Annotated in this window: 18 protein-coding genes and 1 pseudogene; 8 read left to right on the forward strand and 11 right to left on the reverse strand. The window is 68.2% G+C overall.

The window, feature by feature from the left end:
* Positions 1 to 33 precede the first annotated feature (33 nt).
* The gene (locus tag ABD999_RS19875; RefSeq protein WP_271277474.1) at positions 34 to 591 is read right to left on the reverse strand and encodes a tyrosine-type recombinase/integrase; all 558 of its coding nucleotides are present in this window, start codon (positions 589 to 591) and stop codon (positions 34 to 36) included.
* 28 nt (positions 592 to 619) lie between these two features.
* On the opposite strand from ABD999_RS19875, the gene ABD999_RS19880 reads away from it, so the two are divergent.
* The 4 genes from ABD999_RS19880 to ABD999_RS19890 all read left to right on the forward strand — a co-directional run bounded on the left by ABD999_RS19880 (position 620) and on the right by ABD999_RS19890 (position 3,412).
* Positions 620 to 823 (forward strand): hypothetical protein, encoded by a 204-nt coding sequence (locus ABD999_RS19880; protein WP_271277473.1) that lies wholly within the window; start codon positions 620 to 622, stop codon positions 821 to 823.
* A 348-nt stretch (positions 824 to 1,171) separates the two neighbouring features.
* Positions 1,172 to 1,489, forward strand: a complete 318-nt coding sequence (locus tag ABD999_RS44090) for a transposase family protein (protein ID WP_378525277.1) — start codon at positions 1,172 to 1,174, stop codon at positions 1,487 to 1,489.
* Positions 1,390 to 2,496, forward strand: a complete 1,107-nt coding sequence (locus ABD999_RS19885) for an ISL3 family transposase (protein ID WP_378525278.1) — start codon at positions 1,390 to 1,392, stop codon at positions 2,494 to 2,496. Before ABD999_RS44090 ends, ABD999_RS19885 begins: the two co-directional genes overlap by 100 nt.
* Positions 2,497 to 2,920: 424 nt before the next feature.
* Entirely contained in the window at positions 2,921 to 3,412 is a 492-nt protein-coding gene (locus tag ABD999_RS19890; RefSeq protein WP_271277471.1) for a hypothetical protein, read from the forward strand.
* A gap of 512 nt (positions 3,413 to 3,924) precedes the next feature.
* Here the strand turns inward: ABD999_RS19890 and ABD999_RS19895 are convergent.
* Positions 3,925 to 5,310 (reverse strand): site-specific integrase, encoded by a 1,386-nt coding sequence (locus ABD999_RS19895; RefSeq protein WP_271277470.1) that lies wholly within the window; start codon positions 5,308 to 5,310, stop codon positions 3,925 to 3,927.
* Positions 5,311 to 5,326: 16 nt separating this feature from the next.
* Between ABD999_RS19895 and ABD999_RS19900 the strand changes: the two are divergent.
* Positions 5,327 to 6,059: pseudogene (locus ABD999_RS19900) on the forward strand (IS256 family transposase); the annotation flags it as partial.
* 147 nt (positions 6,060 to 6,206) lie between these two features.
* Here the strand turns inward: ABD999_RS19900 and ABD999_RS19905 are convergent.
* Positions 6,207 to 6,995: a helix-turn-helix domain-containing protein gene (locus ABD999_RS19905; RefSeq protein WP_271277469.1), complete on the reverse strand. Its 789-nt coding sequence runs from the start codon at positions 6,993 to 6,995 to the stop codon at positions 6,207 to 6,209.
* Between the two features lie 88 nt (positions 6,996 to 7,083).
* Here ABD999_RS19905 and ABD999_RS19910 point away from each other — a divergent pair, with 88 nt between their 5' ends.
* Positions 7,084 to 7,482, forward strand: coding sequence for a nuclear transport factor 2 family protein (locus tag ABD999_RS19910; protein ID WP_271277468.1), 399 nt, complete (start codon positions 7,084 to 7,086; stop codon positions 7,480 to 7,482).
* Positions 7,483 to 7,897: 415 nt separating this feature from the next.
* On the opposite strand, the gene ABD999_RS19915 is transcribed toward ABD999_RS19910, so the two are convergent.
* From ABD999_RS19915 to ABD999_RS19930, 4 genes are all read right to left on the reverse strand, one after another.
* Positions 7,898 to 8,623 carry a helix-turn-helix domain-containing protein gene (locus ABD999_RS19915; RefSeq protein ID WP_378525283.1) on the reverse strand — a complete coding sequence of 242 codons (726 nt, stop codon included), beginning with the start codon at positions 8,621 to 8,623 and terminating at the stop codon, positions 7,898 to 7,900.
* Between the two features lie 62 nt (positions 8,624 to 8,685).
* Positions 8,686 to 9,042 carry a hypothetical protein gene (locus ABD999_RS19920; protein WP_271277467.1) on the reverse strand — a complete coding sequence of 119 codons (357 nt, stop codon included), beginning with the start codon at positions 9,040 to 9,042 and terminating at the stop codon, positions 8,686 to 8,688.
* Between the two features lie 37 nt (positions 9,043 to 9,079).
* Complete coding sequence (locus ABD999_RS19925; protein ID WP_271277466.1) at positions 9,080 to 9,487, reverse strand: alpha/beta fold hydrolase; 408 nt, start codon at positions 9,485 to 9,487, stop codon at positions 9,080 to 9,082.
* 301 nt (positions 9,488 to 9,788) lie between these two features.
* Positions 9,789 to 11,174, reverse strand: coding sequence for an MFS transporter (locus ABD999_RS19930; RefSeq protein ID WP_271277465.1), 1,386 nt, complete (start codon positions 11,172 to 11,174; stop codon positions 9,789 to 9,791).
* Positions 11,175 to 11,271: 97 nt separating this feature from the next.
* Between ABD999_RS19930 and ABD999_RS19935 the strand changes: the two genes are divergently transcribed.
* Positions 11,272 to 11,874 (forward strand): TetR/AcrR family transcriptional regulator, encoded by a 603-nt coding sequence (locus tag ABD999_RS19935; RefSeq protein WP_271277464.1) that lies wholly within the window; start codon positions 11,272 to 11,274, stop codon positions 11,872 to 11,874.
* 1 nt (position 11,875) lies between these two features.
* Here ABD999_RS19935 and ABD999_RS19940 read toward each other — a convergent pair whose 3' ends face one another.
* The 3 genes from ABD999_RS19940 to ABD999_RS19950 all read right to left on the reverse strand — a co-directional run bounded on the left by ABD999_RS19940 (position 11,876) and on the right by ABD999_RS19950 (position 13,612).
* Complete coding sequence (locus tag ABD999_RS19940; protein WP_271277463.1) at positions 11,876 to 12,391, reverse strand: recombinase family protein; 516 nt, start codon at positions 12,389 to 12,391, stop codon at positions 11,876 to 11,878.
* Positions 12,375 to 12,647 carry a hypothetical protein gene (locus ABD999_RS19945; protein WP_271277462.1) on the reverse strand — a complete coding sequence of 91 codons (273 nt, stop codon included), beginning with the start codon at positions 12,645 to 12,647 and terminating at the stop codon, positions 12,375 to 12,377. The genes ABD999_RS19940 and ABD999_RS19945 overlap by 17 nt, the downstream gene beginning before the upstream one ends.
* A 698-nt stretch (positions 12,648 to 13,345) precedes the next feature.
* Positions 13,346 to 13,612: an exonuclease domain-containing protein gene (locus tag ABD999_RS19950; RefSeq protein ID WP_271277460.1), complete on the reverse strand. Its 267-nt coding sequence runs from the start codon at positions 13,610 to 13,612 to the stop codon at positions 13,346 to 13,348.
* A gap of 532 nt (positions 13,613 to 14,144) precedes the next feature.
* Here ABD999_RS19950 and ABD999_RS19955 point away from each other — a divergent pair.
* Entirely contained in the window at positions 14,145 to 14,630 is a 486-nt protein-coding gene (locus ABD999_RS19955) for a hypothetical protein (RefSeq protein ID WP_271277459.1), read from the forward strand.
* 178 nt (positions 14,631 to 14,808) lie between these two features.
* Here ABD999_RS19955 and ABD999_RS19960 read toward each other — a convergent pair whose 3' ends face one another.
* Entirely contained in the window at positions 14,809 to 16,644 is a 1,836-nt protein-coding gene (locus ABD999_RS19960) for a cellulose binding domain-containing protein (protein WP_271277458.1), read from the reverse strand.
* Positions 16,645 to 17,331: the final 687 nt, after the last annotated feature.

A 17,331-nucleotide genomic window follows, 5' to 3' on the forward strand; every position in this document is an offset into this window, starting at 1 on the left:
ATCCGTGGGTCGTGGGTTCAAGTCCCACCCGCCCTACTTCTGAATCCCCAGGTCATCCAGGTTGTTGCGTGATTGGTGCGGGGCCTCGGCGCGGGCAGGAGCCGCGTGGGAGACCGAGGGGAGACCGCCAGTCGCGGACACCCCCTCGACAACCGCTCTGCGAGGCACCAGAGCCGCACTGGCCTCCGCGGCCATCTCCGGAAGCACTGACGTGTAAATATCGGAAGTGATCGACTGACTGGAGTGGCGCAGCATCGACGACGTCGTCTTCATGTCGTTCCCTGCCGCCAGCGACAGCGTGGCCGCTCCATGCCGCAGGTCGTGCAGCCGGATGGGGGGCAGGCCCGCCGCGAAGACGAGCCGTCTGAAATGCTCACTGACCCGATCCGGCTTCAGCTTTGAGCCGTCTTCCCAGGTGAAGGTCCTCCCTGTGTCGGTCCAGGACGCCCCGAAGGCCTCCCCCTCTTGGAGTTGTCGCTCGCGGTGCGCGCGCAGGGCCTTCAGCGCGCCCCGGTCGAGCGCGATGATCGCATCGGACGACTCCGTTTTCGGCGCACCTTCCCGCACTGTCTTCCCAACGTTCTGGAACACCTGCGGCATCCCTGCGCCGTTCAACGGGGTGATCCCGAAGGGAGAGATCGGCCTGAACCTGGCCTGGCCGACCGGCGCCCGCGTCTGGACCGCCGAGGTCGTCGGGGGGTTGCTCCACCCGGTGGAGGAACTGGCGCTCACGTTGGTGCCGCGCCTGTCGGATCTGCGCGACACCGCGCTGTGCCGCGCCCGGTTCGCGCTCCCTGACAGCGAGCAGCAGCGCATGCACTGACCCGATCTCCGCTCGCCCTCCAGAACGGGCCGTCGCCTTGGGTAGTCTCGGCCCTTGCCAAATACGCGAGCAAGCGCGGGACGCGCAGTCAGCGACAAGAAGGACGGCGAGGAAGAATTCCGTCGGCGGCAGCAACGTACCGACAAGGCGACGCTTTGCAAGCGGGATCCTGTTCACTGCGGAAAAGGGACCGTTCAAGAGAACGACGACGCAGCGACGATTGTCGGCTCTTCGAAGTTGAGCGGGGTTTGAGGTCTCACGTGGCGCGGGGAGCTTGAAAGGGCTCGTGGCTCTCGGTGATTCTTCTTGTTGTCGAAGCAAGCAGATCACGTCAGAGAAGCCACGAGCATGGTCAACGATACGACGCGGTTGCTCGATCTGGACGGTGTGGCCGTCACGAAAGTCGTCGCCGCAGGTAACGGGATAGAAGACGGGCCGGTGGTGCACCTGGCCACCACCGATGAGCGGGCCAGGTGCTGCCCGGAGTGCGGGGTGGGTGCGGTGCGGGTGAAGGGATGGGTGACCACCCGGCCGCGGGACCTGCCCGTGGCGGGCCGCGGTGCGCGTTGCGGTGGCGTAAGCGGCGCTGGTGCTGTGACCAGGCCTCCTGTCCGCGTCAGACGTTCACCGAGCAGGTGCCGCAAATCCCTGCACGGTCGCGGTTGACGCTGCGATTACGCCAGGCCGCCGGTGCCGCCGTCGGCGATGGCGGGCGGACGGTGATCCAGTCGGCGCGCGATCACGGCCTGTCGTGGCCGGTGGTGTCGGCGGCGTTCACCGAGCATGCCCGGCGGGTGTTGCCCGCCCAGCCCGCACCGGTCGCGGTGCTGGGCATCGACGAGGTTCGCCGGGGACGTCCTCGCTGGGTGCTGGAGGAGGCCACCGGCACCTGGACCACGGCGGTGGATCGCTGGCACACCGGGTTCGTGGACCTGTCCGGCGATCAGGGGCTGCTGGGTCAGGTCGAGGGCCGTACCATCGCCGCGGTGACCGGCTGGCTCCTGCAGCGGGGAACATCCTGGCGCGAGCGGGTGGGCTTCGTCGCGATCGACATGTGCACCATCTTCAAGTCCGCGATCCGTTCCGCGCTGCCGCACGCCACACTGGTGGTCGATCACTTCCATGTGGTGCAGCTGGCCAACCAGGCCCTGACCGAAGTCCGCCGCCGCCTGACCGTGCAGGTGCGTGGCCGGCGTGGCCGCAAGGGCAACCGGGAGTGGGAGCTGCGCAACCGGCTGACCCGCTCGGCGGCCCGGATGCACGGCGCCCAGCTGGATCCGATGGTCGATGACCTGCAGGCCCTGCCCCAGCGGCTCGGCGCGCCGATCCTGGCCGCCTGGAACGCCAAGGAAGACCTGCTGGACCTGCTCGCCCTGGCCCGCACGCGCCCCGACCGCACGGTGATCGCCGATCGTTTGTTCCGCTTCTACGATCGCTGCGCCGCCTCTGGACTGCCCGAACTCGAACGCCTGGCCACCACGATCGAGACCTGGTGGCCCGAGATCCTGGCCTTCCTCCGCACTGGCATCACCAACGCCGGCTCCGAGGGCACCAACCGCGTCATCAAGACCACCGCCCGCGACGCCTACGGCTTCCGTAACCCCGAAAACCAGCGATTACGCACCCGCTGCGCCACCACCCGACGCGGACGCGGACACCTCAACCCCGCCTAAATTCGAAGAGCCCGATTGTCGGTGTCACCACGGGAGTCGCCGGCGTCGCCAAGACGGTGATAGGAGCCATCGTCAAAACAGGCGCAAAAGCCGCATCGCGCGCAGGAACGAAGGAGGCCGCACAACAAGCTCGTGACGCCTAGGGGAATGAGCGCCGAAGGAATCATGCCACTTATATCGGCGGCAGAGACAAGAAGGGAAACATCTACGCCGGATGTTCAAAGAACCCCACGGGCTGCGCCGAGGATGATGTGGCCAGGCAAGGCGCAACCGATTTCACCAATGCCTACGGTTGGCGCAGAAACAAGGTGACCGGCGAGCTGGAATGGACCCGGATTCCCACCTGTGTAAGATGTCAGGACAAGTACTCCAGGAACCAATTCCCCAAGGACAACACCTATGACCCGGGAGGCAGGTGGACACGATGACAGATCGACTTCTGTACAACGTAGAAGTGGAGCGGCATGACTGGCCTGCTCTCACGGTGTGCGGTGGGACCGCGGTAGAGATTCCCCAGACGGTCGAAGCCATGCTCTCGTCGTCGGACGCCGACGAGGTCGAACGTCATTACTGGCAGCTGGAGAATCGCGCGGTGGTGCAAGGACAGCTTTACAGCTCAGCCCCTCCCCTCGTGTCGGTTCTCATCGCAGCCCTTCTGGGCGAGCTATCCAGACCGGCCAGGATCGGCGCTCTGGAGCTGCTGTATCAACTGGTGACGGGCACATCGCACCCGGAAGAGGCCGAGGCTCATCCGGACTTGGGTGATGAATGTCAGAAAAAGGCACGCGAAGGGCTGTGGGTACTGTACAGAGAGCTACTGCACGGCGAATCCGATGCCGCCAAAGACATTCTGGACGTGATTGAAACCGATCCAGGCCGTCTTCGCTTCTATCTCGCTCAACTCGTCCATGGATAGGTCATCTTCGGCGGGCACGACCTCCAGCGACGTCACCCCTTACCTCGACCGCCTCCGGGCCAGCACCATCAACGCCTGCAGGTACGGACGCGCCCCTGCAGCCAGCATCACCAGCCGGACGGGCCACCCCGCGACAACGCCGACACCGTCGAGCGCACCATCACCGAGCCGACCCTGCTGTGAACCAAGGCGAGAACTGTCGGCCCCCATCCGTACCGTGAAAGCCCCTGCTGGCGACGGCGAGAAGGACATGACCATGCCGGGTCCGGACGGATCCGCCGGTGCGTCCGCCCAGCTGACCCTGACCGTCGACGGTGATCGGCTGCGCATCGAGATGCGCGGCAACGACGCCGACGGCGGGCTGCTCGCCGACCTCAGCACGTCGGAGCGTCTGAACAGCTCGGCGTTGCTGGTCAGCGCCTCGCCGCCGAACTCGGCGACGAGCGCCGCCGCGCGGCCGGAGCCGGAGACGGGCCGTCGACGGTACGCATCACGTTGCTGGGATGGGTCCGCTACGGCGGACGATCCCGACGCATGCGGGGATGGTTCGCTCCGCGACCCGGTCGGCGAGTTCCTGCCACTATCGGCCTCGCGTGCGAGGGTGGTCCCGGGTTCGTGCCGGTCTCCATTGATGGTGATTGGCGGGATCCGCCGACCGAGGAACGACAACAAAGGGCCAACCCAGGCGCGAGATCATCTTGCTTCCCTCGTGGGGGACCGGTAGTCCTGGACACCTCCTCCGCAACCGCTCTGCGTGGCACCAGAGCCGCGCTAGCCTCCGCGGCGGCGTGCGCTATTTCCGGAAGCACTGATGTGTAGATATCGGAAGTGATCGACTGACTGGAGTGGCGCAGCATCGACGACGTCGTCTTCATGTCGTTCCCTGCCGCCAGCGACAGCGTGGCCGCTCCGTGCCGCAGGTCGTGCAGCCGGATGGGGGGCACCCCCGCCGCGAACACCAGCCGCTCGAAATGGTCGCTGACCCAATCCGGCTTCAGCTCCGAGCCGTCTTCCCAGGTGAACATCCTTCCTGCGTCGATCCAGGACGCCCCGAACGCCGCCCTCTCCTGGAGCTGGCGTTCGCGGTGCTCGCGCAGCACCTCCAGCGTGCCCCGGTCGAGTGCGATGATCGCATCGGACGACTCCGTTTTCGGTATCCCCTCCTGCACCTTCCTGCCGACGTTCGTCAGTTGCGTGGACACCGCCAGGGTGCCCTCGTCCAGGTCGCAGTCAACCCATCGGGCGCCGCACGCCTCACCTCGGCGCAGGCCTCGGAAGGCGATCAGGTGGTAGAGCGCGTACAACCGGTCGGTGGCAGCGTGGTCGAGAAATGCACCCAGCTGAGCGGGCGTCCACACCATCACCGGTGAAGGGCGCTGCGTTGCCAGCCAGATCTTGAATCTCTCCCGCCGCTTCTTCGGCTGGAGCTTCGCCGCGCGCTCGGCTGCCAGCAGCTCCTGGTAGGCCGCGTTGAACGCCTGCACTCGGGCGCCTGTCCATACCACCCCTTTCGCCTTCTTGCCTGGGTCCAGTTTCACCAGCGCCGCGGCGTTGAAGGAGACGACGTGTTCTCGCTCAGCCGACGCGAGCACCGTCCGAATCGTCGCGCGCACCCGCTGCTTGGTCACCGGCCCGGTGATCCGCTTGCCTCGCACCGAAGCGCGGACCGCTGGATCGTCGGACTTGCGAGCGGCCAGCAGCGCAGCGTTCTTCTCATCAATCCGGTTGAACACCCGCTCGACGGTCGGCACGAACACCTTGTCCATCCGCACGTTCTCGAGCACTCCCCGGATATGCGTCTCATAGTGGGAGACGTAGCCGAGCAGCGTGCTCTCACGGATGTCTTTCAGGCGCTCCCGCCGCTCCTTCCAGTGCTGCCAGTACTCACCGAAGGTCATCGCCTGCAGCGGCTGCCTCCACGTCAACATCCGGCTGGAGGAGCACAAACTCTGCCTGCTGGTGCTGATCGGGGTGCGGGCTGATGGTCGCAAGGAGCTTGTCGCGCTGACCGACGGCTACCGCGAATCGGCAGAATCCTGGGCCGACCTGCTGCGGGACTGCGCCCGGCGCGGCATGCGTGCCCCGGTGCTCGCCATCGGCGACGGCGCGCTCGGCTTCTGGTCGGCGCTGGCCGAGGTGTTCCCGCAGGCCAGGGCACAAAGTGTGCTGGTTTAACAAGATCGCCAACGTACCCGGGGCGCTCCCGAAGTCGGCCCACCCGGGCGCGAAGAAGGCCCTGGCCGAGATTTGGAACGCCGAGAGCAAGGACCACGCGCTGGCCGCGGTCACCGCCTTCGAGGCCGCTTACGGCGCCAAGTTCCCCAAGGCCGTCGCCAAGATCACCGGCGACGTCGAGGAGCTGCTGGCCTTCTACGACTACCCGGCCGAGCACTGGCGGCATCTGCGCACGACCAACCCGATCGAGTCGACGTTCGCCACCGTCCGGCACCGCACCAAGGTCACCAAGGGCCCCGGCTCCCGCGCAGCCGGCCTGGCCATGGCCTTCAAGCTGATCGAGTCCGCCCAGCGGCGCTGGCGTGCGGTCAACGGCGCCCACCTGGTCGCCCTGGTTCGCGCCGGGGCCACCTTCATCGACGGCAAGCTCGTCGAACGCCCGACGGAATCACCCGTCCCCACAGCCGCCTAGGAACTCATGATCCACAGGTCTTGACTATTGCTCCTGGCCGACGTCGCGCCGGCGGTTCTCACGTGTCGCGTCTCCTCCTGGCGCGTACCGCCACGACCGTCCCACCGGCCAACAGCGCTCCGTTCACTCCAGCCGCCGTCTTCCTGGTCAGAGGGCAGGTGACTGCCTGCCGGCGTCGAGTGCGGTGAAGTAGGCGGCGCTGTCGGCGTCCGTCGGGTAGTACGACTCGATCGCGACCTCGTCCAGGGTGATGTCCATCGGAGTGCCGAACGTGGTCGTCGTCGAGAACAGCCGCAGTTCGCGCCCGCCGAAGCTGAAGATCATCGGGATGGCGACCTCCGACTCGACCGGTTGACTCGCGTCCACCGAATGGGGGGCAAGGTAATCCTCGTAGAGCGCGGTGAGTCCAGGGTCGGGAGCTGTGGCGAGCTGCCGTGCGATCCGGATGCGCAGCAGCGTACGCACCTGAGCCAGGTTGACGATGTGCGGCGCGAGCCCGCGCGGGTCCAGCCCCAGCCGCACCATGTTGATCGGCGGTACCAGCAGGTCGGGGGCGACGGCGGCGAGGAACGGGTCGATGGCGCGATTGCTCATCACGATGTCCCACCGGCGATCGATGGCCAGCGCCGGATACGGCTCATGCGCGCGCAGCACCCGTTCGATCGCGTCCCAGGCCGCCGACAACGACTCCTGATCGAGCGGCCGTTCGGCATAGCGGGGCGCGAAGCCGGCAGCCAGCAGCAGCCGGTTACGCTCTCGCAACGGCACGTCGAGCTGCTCGGCCAGTCGCAGGATCATCTCGGCGCTCGGGCGGGACTTGCCGGTCTCCACCAGGCTGACGTGACGAGCCGACACCTCAGCGGCGATCGCGAGATCCAGCTGGCTGAGGCGCCGGCGATGCCGCCACTGCCGCAGCAGTTCCCCCACGGTGTGCATGGACGACGATGCTACTCATCGAGCACCCGAATGCCATGAAATGGCATTTCATCGACAAATGTCCCGGACGTCGGAAACATTGCGGCCCGTGACTACGCAGAACATGACCCACGGCAACAAGAGCATCGTCCAGCAGGCGCTGACCGCACTGGTCGCGACCGGCGACGTCGACGCGCTCGCGCCGTTGCTGAGCGACGACTTCCTCCATCACCGCCCGGACGCGACCTCCAAGACGAAGTCGGAATGGCTGGCCGCCGTGGGCGCCGCGCTCGTCCCGCTCGCCGGCATGCAGATCGAGATCCAGCACGTGCTGGCCGACGGCGATCATGTCGTGATGCATTCCAGGCGTCAGCTGCCCGCTGACGGGCCGGAGATCACGGTCGTCGACATCTGGCGGCTCGACGACGGTCTGATCACCGAGGCATGGGAGATCATCGAGCCGACGTCCCAGGCGGCCGCCAACCTGACCTGGTGGGAGATTCGCTGATCGCCGGCCCGGCCGCAGGCCGGGCGCCGCGGCCGTGAACACCGGGGCATCGGGACGGCCCCATGCCCCACCTCAAGCCTGGGTTCTGCACCCCCTCCCCGGCCACCCCCGCCGTCGGGAAGGTCAGGGATCTCGCCGAACTGCCGCAGGCCTTCGGCCGGTGCGGAGGAGGAGATGGAGTAGCGGCCCAGGACGTCGAGATGGGCGTGACCGAGCGGGGACAGCCGGCCGGCGTCCTCATCCTTGACCGGGAGGCCTCCGGGGAGGGGCAGACTGGATTTTGGTGCTACGTCGCCTGTGTCTCGGGTCCAAGTCTGGTGAGTCCGCCCCTTTGACTGGACCGATCCTCTCCTCAGCCCGTTCCCCGGGCTGCGGCGGCCGGGGAACGGGCTCTCTGCGACAGTTCCTGTCGGTCTCAGCCTCGATCCGGTCGGGGGATGTCGATACCGCCGGCGCGGAGCCTCGCTTCAACGAGCGAGGCCAGGCGGGCCGCGGCGGAGTCGCGTTCTTCGCCGTGGTGGGCGATCAACCGGTAGCGGGTCGCGGTCTCGGTATGGGCTTGCAGACCGGTCACGATCCTGAGGTGGTCGGGGTGGGCGAGGTAGTGCTCGGCCATGCCGGTGGCCAGTTCCTCAACGCGGGGATCATCCGGTGCCCAGCCGATGACTTCGGCGCTGCGCTTGGTCAGCTCCACGAAGCGGGGGTTGCCCAGCGCGTGTTCGATGTCGGCGAGGTAGTCCTCGAAGCTTTCGGGGACCAGGGCCTTGGCCAGGACGAAGGATTCCCGGGCGGTGCGTACGTCCTCGGGGGTGAAGCCGAGGGTCGGCATTGCCTCCAGCATCGCCACGGCGCGGTCGGGCAGCAAGGTCCAGTCGCCGCTGGTGAGCCGGTTGAGCATGTCCCTCTGTGCGGCCAACGCGGCGATCCGGGCGGTGAGGCGCTGCTCGACGTCGGCGAGCGCCGCGGCGAACGGCGCGGCGTCGCAGTCCAGCAGCGGGCCGATGTCGGCCAGCGGCACCCCGGCGCCGGCGAGCGTTTTGACCTGCACCAGTCTCAACAGCTCGGCCGAGCCGTAGCGTCGGTACCCCGAGCTGTCGCGCGCGGGCTCCTCCACCAGTCCGAGCTTGTGGTAGTGCCGCAGTTTTGATCGTGATGCCGGCGAACGCGGCCGCCTGGCCGATGGTCACCCCTGCGGCCATGGGCTCAGTGATCCTTTCGCGCCTGCGCGGCGGCGGTCTCCCGCACCGCGGCGGCGATCGCTCGGAAGTCCTTGCGCAGGATCTGGGTGTGGTTGCTCTCGACTTTGGTGCTGACCCGCAGGTTGGGGTTGCGGCGGACCACCGGATCGAGAGAGGCGCGCATCTCCTCCATCTCCTCCGCACCGCCGCCGAGGTTGGCTCCGGAAGCCAGGATATAGCGCACCGGGCAGGACAGCCGGTCCAAAACGGGTTCGAGGGCGGCGCACACCTCGTTGATCTCGATGTTGACCTGCGCGTGCTGAGCGGCACTCATCGAGGCGGCCAGGCCGAAGGGGCGCGCGAGCGGCAGCCCCAGCCGCATCCTGCGAAACGCGCGCCGGATCCGCTCCCGGTTCTCCTCACCGGTCAGCCCCCAGGGGACCGCGCCGTCGACCGAGACCAGCCCCGGCGATCCGGTCGGGGTTGCGATCGGCCCAGTGCACCGCCAGCGCCGCACCATAGGACCAGCCGACCAGCAGCGGCCGCTCCACCCCGGTCGCCTTGAGGACCGCGTCGACGTCGCGCAGACAGCCCTCGAAGGAGTAGTCGGCCGACCGCTTCGACTTGCCGCGGGCGCGCTCGTCGTAGGTGAGGTGTCGCCACCGGGGGCCGAGTTCGGCGATCACCCGCCGCCAGGAGCGCTGGCTCGCATAGGAGCCGTTGAGATACACGACGGCTTGACCGGGGCCGGGGGTATCGGTGACCGCCAGGGCCGTGTCGTCGACGGGCACCATGCCGGCCCATGAGGAAACGTGTGAATGCGTCATGCGGTCAGCATCCGCCTTGACCTCGGGTCAAGGCCAAACGGACCGTCGACTTCGAGGAACGCGACGAGGACTACGGCCGGCAAGCCGCCATGCTCGCGGTCATCGGCCGGACCGCAGGAGCAAGGCTGACCAGCGAGTGGCTGGAACAACCACACCCGTACACAACGGTCCCCCATGTCCGACGGAGCACGCTGAACCCCTGAGCGCTCGACCACATGCATCTCGGGAAGCGATCTTCGCCTGGGAGTCATCGTCGCTGCTCAACCACGCTGGTCGGCAGAGGGGACGGCTCGATCAGCGCTCAGGTCGCCAGTCCCCCGCTTTGTCGGGGTGGCACCTGGCTGGCGTCGCGCCGTCGCGGCAGCGCGGCCGCCAGGAGGGCGACGGCGGCCAGCACCACGGCGATGGTGGCGAAGGCCTGCCCGTAGCCAGTCGCCAGCTCCGGCGCCCGGGCCGGGCCGGCACGTTCGCCGTCCTGCCCCGCCGTTAGCGCGACCAGGGCGGCCAGGCCGAGCGCGCCGCCGATCTGCTTGGCGGTGTTCATCAGCCCGGAGGCCGCCCCCGCGTCGGCTGCGGCGACGCCCGAGGTGACCGTGACAGTCAGCGGCGTGTTCAGTAGGCCGCCGCCGAGCGAGATCAGCACGGCCGGGCCGGCGATGGCCGTCAGGTAGTCCTGGCCAGGGGCGATGCGGCTCTGCCACCAGAAGCCGGCTGCGCCGATCAGCGCCCCGGCGACGATGAGCACGCGATCGTCGGCGCGGCGCATCAGCCATGGCGTCAGGCGCAGGCCCACCAGCATGGTCAGCAGGGTGTGCGGCAGGAACGCCAGCCCGGTCTGCAGCGGCCCGTAGCCCAGGACGTGCTGCAGGGACAGGGTCAGGAAGTACCACATCGGGTTCAGGCACGCCCCGGCCAGCAGCATCGCGATGTTGCCCAGCCAGATCGGCCGCGCCCGCACCAGGCGGGGCGGGATCAGCGGCGCCCGCGCCACACGCACCTCGACCAGCACGAACACTGCCAGCAGGACGGCCCCGGCGAACGCTACGGCGGGCGCGTCCGACAGGCCGTAGGCTAGCCCGGCCAGCGCGGCGGTGGCCAGCACCGCGCCGAGCACGTCCAGCCGCCGCCCGCCGCGCATGTCGGGGGTGGCGGCCAGCCGGCGGGTGGCGGTCAGGCAGACCAGGCCGATCGGCACGTTGATCAGCAGAATCGCCCGCCAGGACAGGTATTCGGTCAGCGCCCCGCCGATCAGGTTGCCCGCCGTGCCGCCGGCCAGGCTCACCGCCGTCCAGATCGCGATCGCGCGGGTGCGGCGCGGCCCCTCGGGAAAGACAGCGGTCAAGATCGTGAGCGTGGCCGGGGCCAGCACCGCCGCCCCCACCCCCTGACAGGCCCGGGCCGTGATCAGCGCGCCCGGCGCGTCGGCCAGCCCGCCGGCCAGGCTCGCGGCAGTGAACACCGTCAGGCCGGCGGCGAAGACGCGCCGGTGCCCGTACAGGTCGGCCAGCCGCCCGCCGAGCAGCAGCAGAGCGCCGAAACTCAGCGCGTAGGCGTTGCCCACCCACGCCAGGTGCCGGGCGTCGAAGCCGAGCGCGTGCTGGATGGACGGCAGCGCGACGTTCACCACCGACACGTCCAGCACCACCATGAACTGCGCGGCACACAGCAGCGCCAACACGACCGGCACCCGCCCTCCTCCTCATATGACGATGCGATCACATTGCTTTACCGTGACGTCAGCATATAATCCGATGCGGACACATCGGAAAACTGTGGGAGGGGCCATGGGCCGGGGACCGGGAGCGCACCACGCGCAGCGACGCGCCGAAATCGCCGACGCGGTGCTCGCCATCGTCGCCGACCGCGGCCTGGCCGCCGTCTCACTGACCGAGGTCGCCGCCCATGCGGGCATCTCACCCGGCCGCGTCCAGCACTACTTCCCGGCCAAGCGGCAACTCGTCGAAGCCGCCTTCGAGCGCGGCAACGAGCTGTCCAGCGCCCGCATCCGCGCCAAGACCGGCGCCGACCCGCAGGCCGCCGAGCCGCGCCTGGTGCTCACCACGGTGCTGGGCGAGCTCATCCCGTACGACGCCGCCACCGAGGCGCACATGCGCGTGCGGCAGTCCTTCCACGCCTTCGCCTTCGCCGAGGAGGCCATCGCGGCCCGGCTGCGCGTCCTGTACGCCGACTTCCACCGCCAGATGGCCGACTTCATCGCCTGCGACCAGCAGGCCGGACACATCCCCGCCGCCCTCGACCCACACGTCACGGCGCTGGCCCTGGTGGCGCTGGCCGAAGGGCTCGCCGCCTACGTGCTCACCGGCGTTACCTCCGCGAGCACCGCCCGCCAGCAGGTACTGGCGGCCGTCGCCGACCTCTACCGCTGAGTCACGAGCCCAGCAAGCGGTTGGTCCCACGAGTGCCGCTCACCACGGTCCGCCGGCCAGGGTGGGCGCCCACGAGCATGGCAATGGCGGCGGCGACGCCTTCGCGGGTGTTCTCGCCGATCATGTCGCGCTGGAACTCCAGCACGGCTGCTAGGACGGAGACCATCATTTTGGTGCCGGGGTCGTCGCTGGCCAGATCGATGCCGGGCAACAGTCCGGATTCGACGCGCAGGTGGAGGCTCCGGCGGATGAGTACCGGGCGCAGGGCGAGGATGTCGGAGACGGAGCGGAACAGGCGGGCGGCGTCGGCGATGCGGATGGTGTCGCCGACGGCGGCCTCGTGCAGCAGCGTGGTGAAGCCCGCGCGATCGAGGGAGAGTTGCCGGCTGGAGGTGGCGGGGTCTTCGTAGACCGGGGCGCCTGCGGCCATCAGGCCGGCGAGAGCGTGCCGCTGGCGCGCGTCGGTCTGCTTGTCGGTGGAGTGCCGCAGATAGACCCGGTCAGCCACGTCGGGCATCCGCGGAGTGGTTGCTGGTGAAGGCGCGGGCGATGAGCGGGGCGCTGTGCGCGCTGGTGGTGCGGACGTAGTCACGCCGCTTCTGGGTGTTGGGCTGCCAAGCCAGCTCGACCGGACCGTCGGCCTCGTTGGCGCGGTCGAGCAGCGGGGCCTCGCGGTCGAGGAAGGCCGCGATCTCCTCCAGGAATGCACTGCCCTCCTCACGCATTGCGTGCATGGCGGTGCGGATCTGGCCGGCCTCCTCGCAGACGCGCATGACCCCCGCTTTGTAGCGGGTGATGTCCGCCGCAGTGTAGGGGATCTCCGTGCCGTTCCAGTCGGCCTGCTTGAGCAGGGCGCCATTCCCGAAGGCCGGCCTTGTAGTAGCCGGTGGATGTCTGCGACCACTTCAGAGGGGCGGAAAGGGAGGCGGAAGCCTGGACCGGATTCCATTGGATCGACGAGCCTTTTGTACAGGGTGGCGGAAGGCGGCTTGATTGGATCCGGCCATGGGGGCGCAATCGACCGGTTGTGCCCCCATGGGGTTTCGATTGACGTTGTGGATCAGGCTCTCATCGCGCTGCCGTGGCCGCGATCATGATCAGCCGGAGACTCGCCCGGCGGAAGACCTCTCGGGGCGCGCACCGGCATCGGCGGTTATGTCGACGACATGTGACAGCGTTTGCCGGTCTGCTGCTACAGCGATCGCTTCCGCTTAAGGGCGATGTCGCTGGAGAGCTACCGCGCCAAGGATTCAGGGCGGGTCACCAGTACAGGCGCTGCCACAGCGCGATCCATCGGTCTGGGTGAACGTATCCGACGACGGCGTCACGAAACACGCCGGCCGCCGCCAGAGCGGCGTCCACTCCTCGGTGACGCGTCCTCAGCGAGGCGCGCACCGAGCCGCCGAGCCCGCTGAAGCCCAACTCGACCAGTTCCTGGTAGGTGCGGCGGCCGCGCACCAAAGGTTCGGGCCTACGCTCGATCCGCAGGATCGCCGGCGAGACTCCCGGCGATCTCCTTGAAGGTCGGCGCGTGGCGGACGCCGGCGGCGGTGAGGCCGCGGATGCGCTGCGGTCCCAGGTCGCGTTCGGGGTTGACCAGGGTGCTCCATTCGCCGGTGACGAGTCCGCGCGGGTCGAGCAGCACGACGCCGACCTCGACGATCCGGTCGTGCCACGACGGGCGCAGGCCCGTGGTCTCCACGTCGATGACGGCGTATCGGGTTGGGCCGCTGGTCATTTCCCTCACCCCTTCGTCCATCAGGACGTCGCGTCCTGATGCCTGGGGGTTGGAGTTCGGGCACGGATTGTGACTACCTTGTGATGATCAGCAAACGCTCCTTGGCCATGCCTTTACATCGTAGATCAACATTGGGGCGCTCCCGGACCGCGAGCTTCGACAGCTCGCCGCCAGGCGTCCCCGTGTGGAAAGTTTCACGAACACCGCCGCGCGGACGACGGTGATGACGCGGGTACGACCGCCACATCGCATGGCGTCACATGGCCCGCGACCAGCCTGGTGATCCGTGGGGCGATATCGCCGCCCTTTTACGGGCCGTACGGAAATCGCGATTCACCGCTTGTTTCGGAGCGCGGTCCCTTGTATGGGTCTGTCCAGTTCGTACCCATTGTGTGATCCTCCCCTCGACACCCGACCGGCCTCACCGACGTGCGCGTCCGCCTCGCCCCGATCAGGGCGGCGCCCCTGGCGGACGGCGAGGCCGGCGGCTCTGGCGAATCTCCACAGTCAACGGCGCGAAGAAAGGGACTCCATGATCGCTGGCAACCTGATCCGCCGGGCACTGACGGCCGGCGTGATGCTGGCCACCACCGCCGCGATGGTCGTGACCATGCAGCAGCCCGCCGCCGCCTCAACCCTGACGCTCAACGCCACGGTGGACTGCCTCAACGTCAACTACTCCGGCGACACCCGCGACTGGTACGCCTCGTACGTCTCGGTCGCCTCCGCGCCTCCTTCGTACGGCGTGACGATGCCCCTCAGTTCGATGGTCGCGAACCCGGCGAACCACACGTGGTCGTTCACGATCAGCCTGCCCGGCGGCAGCACCTCGGTGAGCGTGTCGGCCATCTGCAGCGGCGGTCACCAATATGACCAGGTCGGCTGGACCAACGGACCGGCGATCAGCATTCCCTCCTCGGCCACGACCCTGACCGCCACCTGGGGCTGCTCCACCCAGCAGGTCTACCCCGGGCCCTACATCACCGGCTGCGGCGCGCAGTCCTACTCCTACAGCTGAGGCTCCTGCTTCCCAGAAGGCCGTCCGCTTTCACCGCGGGTGGCCTTCTCACATGCGGGCACGGATACCGCGCCCTCACCAGCGCGCCAGTGCTGTCAGCAGCGGTGAGGAAGAACGGGTGCGGCCCAGCCCTCACTGAGACGTTCGCCGAGGGCTGGGCCGTTATCCGGTCGCGAGGTCACGCGCCGGTGCAGGTGTATCCGGATGGCAGGGCCGTGTCGCCGTTGGGGCGGCTGACCTGGAAGCCGAAGCTGGTGGTGGCTCCGGGGGCCAGCGTGCCGTTGTAGCTCACGTTCTTGGCCGTGACGGTCTGCCCGCTGGTGGTGACGGTGGCGTTCCACGAGCCGGTCAGCGTGTGGCCGGCCGGGAGCGTGAAGGTGACCGTCCAATTGGTGGTCGTCGAGGTACTGGTATTGGTGATGGTCAGCGGCTGGATCACATAGCCGGTGCCCCACTGGGTCTGCACGGTCGGCGTCGCCGAGCAGGTTTCGGTGGTGGTGCCGCGGGTGGTGACCTGGACGGTGTCGGACACCGGCGAGAGGTTGCCGGCGGCGTCCCGCGCGCGGACCTGGTAACGGTAGGTGGTGCTCGGGGTCAGGCCCGTGTCGCTGTACGAGGTCGTGGCCGAGGTGCCGACCTGGGCGAAGGTGCCGCCAGTGGCCCCGGGTGCGCGCAGGATGTCATAGCCGGTGACCCCCACGTTGTCAGTGGAAGCGGCCCAGGACAGATTGGTGCCGCTAGCGGTGGTGCCGGAGGCCGCCAGCCCGCCCGGGGCGGTGGGTGGCGTGGTGTCGCCTCCGGTGGAGGTCGTGGTGAAGGTGACCGTCGCGGAGTTGCCCGACAGGTTGCCCGCGCCGTCGCGTGCTCGTACGTAGACCTGGTATTCGGTGTCGGCGGTCAGCCCGGTCAGGGTGATCGAGTTGGTGGTGGACTGGCCGAGCTGCGGGTCGGTGGCGCCCTGCTCCCGGTAGACGTTGTAACCCGCCAGGCCGGAGCCGCCCTGGTCGGTGGATGCCGTCCAGGTCAGCGTGGCGCTGGTGGCGGTCACGTTGGACGCGACCGGGGTGCCTGGCGTGGTCGGCGGAGTGGTGTCGTTCGTGCTCTGGAACTGGTTGAAGAAGTTCCACACCACTGCCTTGGTCCAGGTACGTGCGCCGTCGTCAGCGGTGGACCCGTCCACTGGACCAGGGGTGTGCCCCCCGTCGAACGCCGCCCACACGACCGGGTATCCGGATCGGCATCCCGAGTAGGCGGTGACGACGTGCGTCAGGCTGCCCTGTGCCGGCTCGGGCGGATTTTGGGGAGTGCACCCGTTGTTCCTGACGAACGTGTCGCGCAGCGACCGGCCCTGCGAGATGTTGAGCACGTTGTCCCTGAGGCCGTGGAGCCCGATGTAGGCGATGGGCTGGGTGCCGCCGCTGCATCCGCTGAGCTGTGCGCCGGCGTAGACCGCGACCGCGCGGAAGACCGTCGCCCGGGCGCAGGCCAGGGCGTAGCTCATGCCGCCGCCGTAGCTGAAGCCTCCGGCGAACCGCTGCGTGGTGTCGACGCACAGGTCTGCTTCGATAAGCCTGATCATGTCGTCGACGAAGGCCAGGTCTTGCCCGCCGGAATTGGCCCAGCCGTTGTTCAGTCCCTGGGGGGCGACGAAGATCGCAGTGTTGTTCGCCAGTTGCCTGAGCCCGTAGTAAGACCAGGTGAATCCGCTGCTCCCGCCCGAGTCGACGTCGTTGGCGGTGCCGCCCAGCCAATGGAACCCGAAGATCAACCGGTAGGGATTGGTGTTGTTGTAGTTGTCGGGAATCCTCAGGATGAAGGAGCGAGTCTGGCCGCCGCTCTGGATCGTGTGCGTGCCACTTCTGAGTGTCGGAGTCTTGCCGCATCCTGGCGTCGTGGCGGCGGCGCTCGCCGCACGGGACGTGGTTTCGCTGCTGCCCAGCGCCGTACCACCCGTGGCCACCGCGAGAAGCACCGCCGCGATGACAGCGGCGAGGACGGATTTACGCCGTATCATCACTCACCTGCCTGTGGCACCGCCGGAAGGGACGGTGCCAGGGCGTCAGTTAGCGTTAACATGAGCTGAATCAGTCCTCTCATCCGTGCGGAACTGGCGTAATGGGAGGGCACGGCGGAAGAACCGCGTCATCGTTCACATCGCTTTGCCGCGCCCGTTCCTGCCGATGGTGGTGGTGCGACGGAGCAAATACGAGGCATGCGGGTCCCGTCAAGGCGCGGTTCGCTCCTCTGAGGTGACGGGCGGCGCTCCCATGCCGTTTTGCTGGCACGTATCACGTCGTTCAGTCTGAAAACATGTTGAAAATTTCAGGGCAAGACTCCCAGGAAGCCGTGAGGCCGAATTCAACCCTTCCCTGCCTTTGACCGCGCCGCTTCCAAAGCCCTGAACGAGAAAGCGGGCTCGGCTCGTCGGCCCTCGGCTACGACGCGACGCAGGCAGGAGCCGATAGGCGCTCGCCACCGCGTGTGCGGTGGATCACATGTCGGGGATCGTGTCACTTTCGCAGCCTCACGGCTTCTCAAGGGTTATGGGAACACGTTCCGCTGACAGGACCGCATCTCATGCTCGCGGGCGCGATCGCTGCTTGCCCGCCGACGTATGCGCCCAGCGGACGACACGCTGTCATGATGTCGGGAAAGGTAACCGCCGGGCTCCGCGCCGGAGGCTCCCCGCGCCCTCGTCCGG

Source organism: Nonomuraea ferruginea, from assembly GCF_039540635.1.
In the GTDB taxonomy this organism is placed as follows: Bacteria; Actinomycetota; Actinomycetes; order Streptosporangiales; family Streptosporangiaceae; genus Nonomuraea; species Nonomuraea ferruginea.

Bases quoted from the DNA above. Each gene is read 5' to 3' on its own strand.
- ABD999_RS19935 (WP_271277464.1), top strand. From the start codon at position 11,272: ATGGGCCGGGGACCGGGAGCGCACCACGCGCAGCGACGCGCCGAAATC.
- ABD999_RS19955 (WP_271277459.1), top strand. From the start codon at position 14,145: ATGATCGCTGGCAACCTGATCCGCCGGGCACTGACGGCCGGCGTGATG.
- ABD999_RS44090 (WP_378525277.1), top strand. From the start codon at position 1,172: ATGGTCAACGATACGACGCGGTTGCTCGATCTGGACGGTGTGGCCGTC.
- ABD999_RS19920 (WP_271277467.1), bottom strand. From the start codon at position 9,042: ATGCGGCTGGGGCTGCCGCTCGCGCGCCCCTTCGGCCTGGCCGCCTCG.
- ABD999_RS19940 (WP_271277463.1), bottom strand. From the start codon at position 12,391: ATGCCCGACGTGGCTGACCGGGTCTATCTGCGGCACTCCACCGACAAG.
- ABD999_RS19960 (WP_271277458.1), bottom strand. From the start codon at position 16,644: ATGATACGGCGTAAATCCGTCCTCGCCGCTGTCATCGCGGCGGTGCTT.
- ABD999_RS19895 (WP_271277470.1), bottom strand. From the start codon at position 5,310: ATGACCTTCGGTGAGTACTGGCAGCACTGGAAGGAGCGGCGGGAGCGC.
- ABD999_RS19945 (WP_271277462.1), bottom strand. From the start codon at position 12,647: ATGCGCGTCTGCGAGGAGGCCGGCCAGATCCGCACCGCCATGCACGCA.
- ABD999_RS19905 (WP_271277469.1), bottom strand. From the start codon at position 6,995: ATGCACACCGTGGGGGAACTGCTGCGGCAGTGGCGGCATCGCCGGCGC.
- ABD999_RS19890 (WP_271277471.1), top strand. From the start codon at position 2,921: ATGACAGATCGACTTCTGTACAACGTAGAAGTGGAGCGGCATGACTGG.
- ABD999_RS19950 (WP_271277460.1), bottom strand. From the start codon at position 13,612: ATGACCAGCGGCCCAACCCGATACGCCGTCATCGACGTGGAGACCACG.
- ABD999_RS19925 (WP_271277466.1), bottom strand. From the start codon at position 9,487: ATGACGCATTCACACGTTTCCTCATGGGCCGGCATGGTGCCCGTCGAC.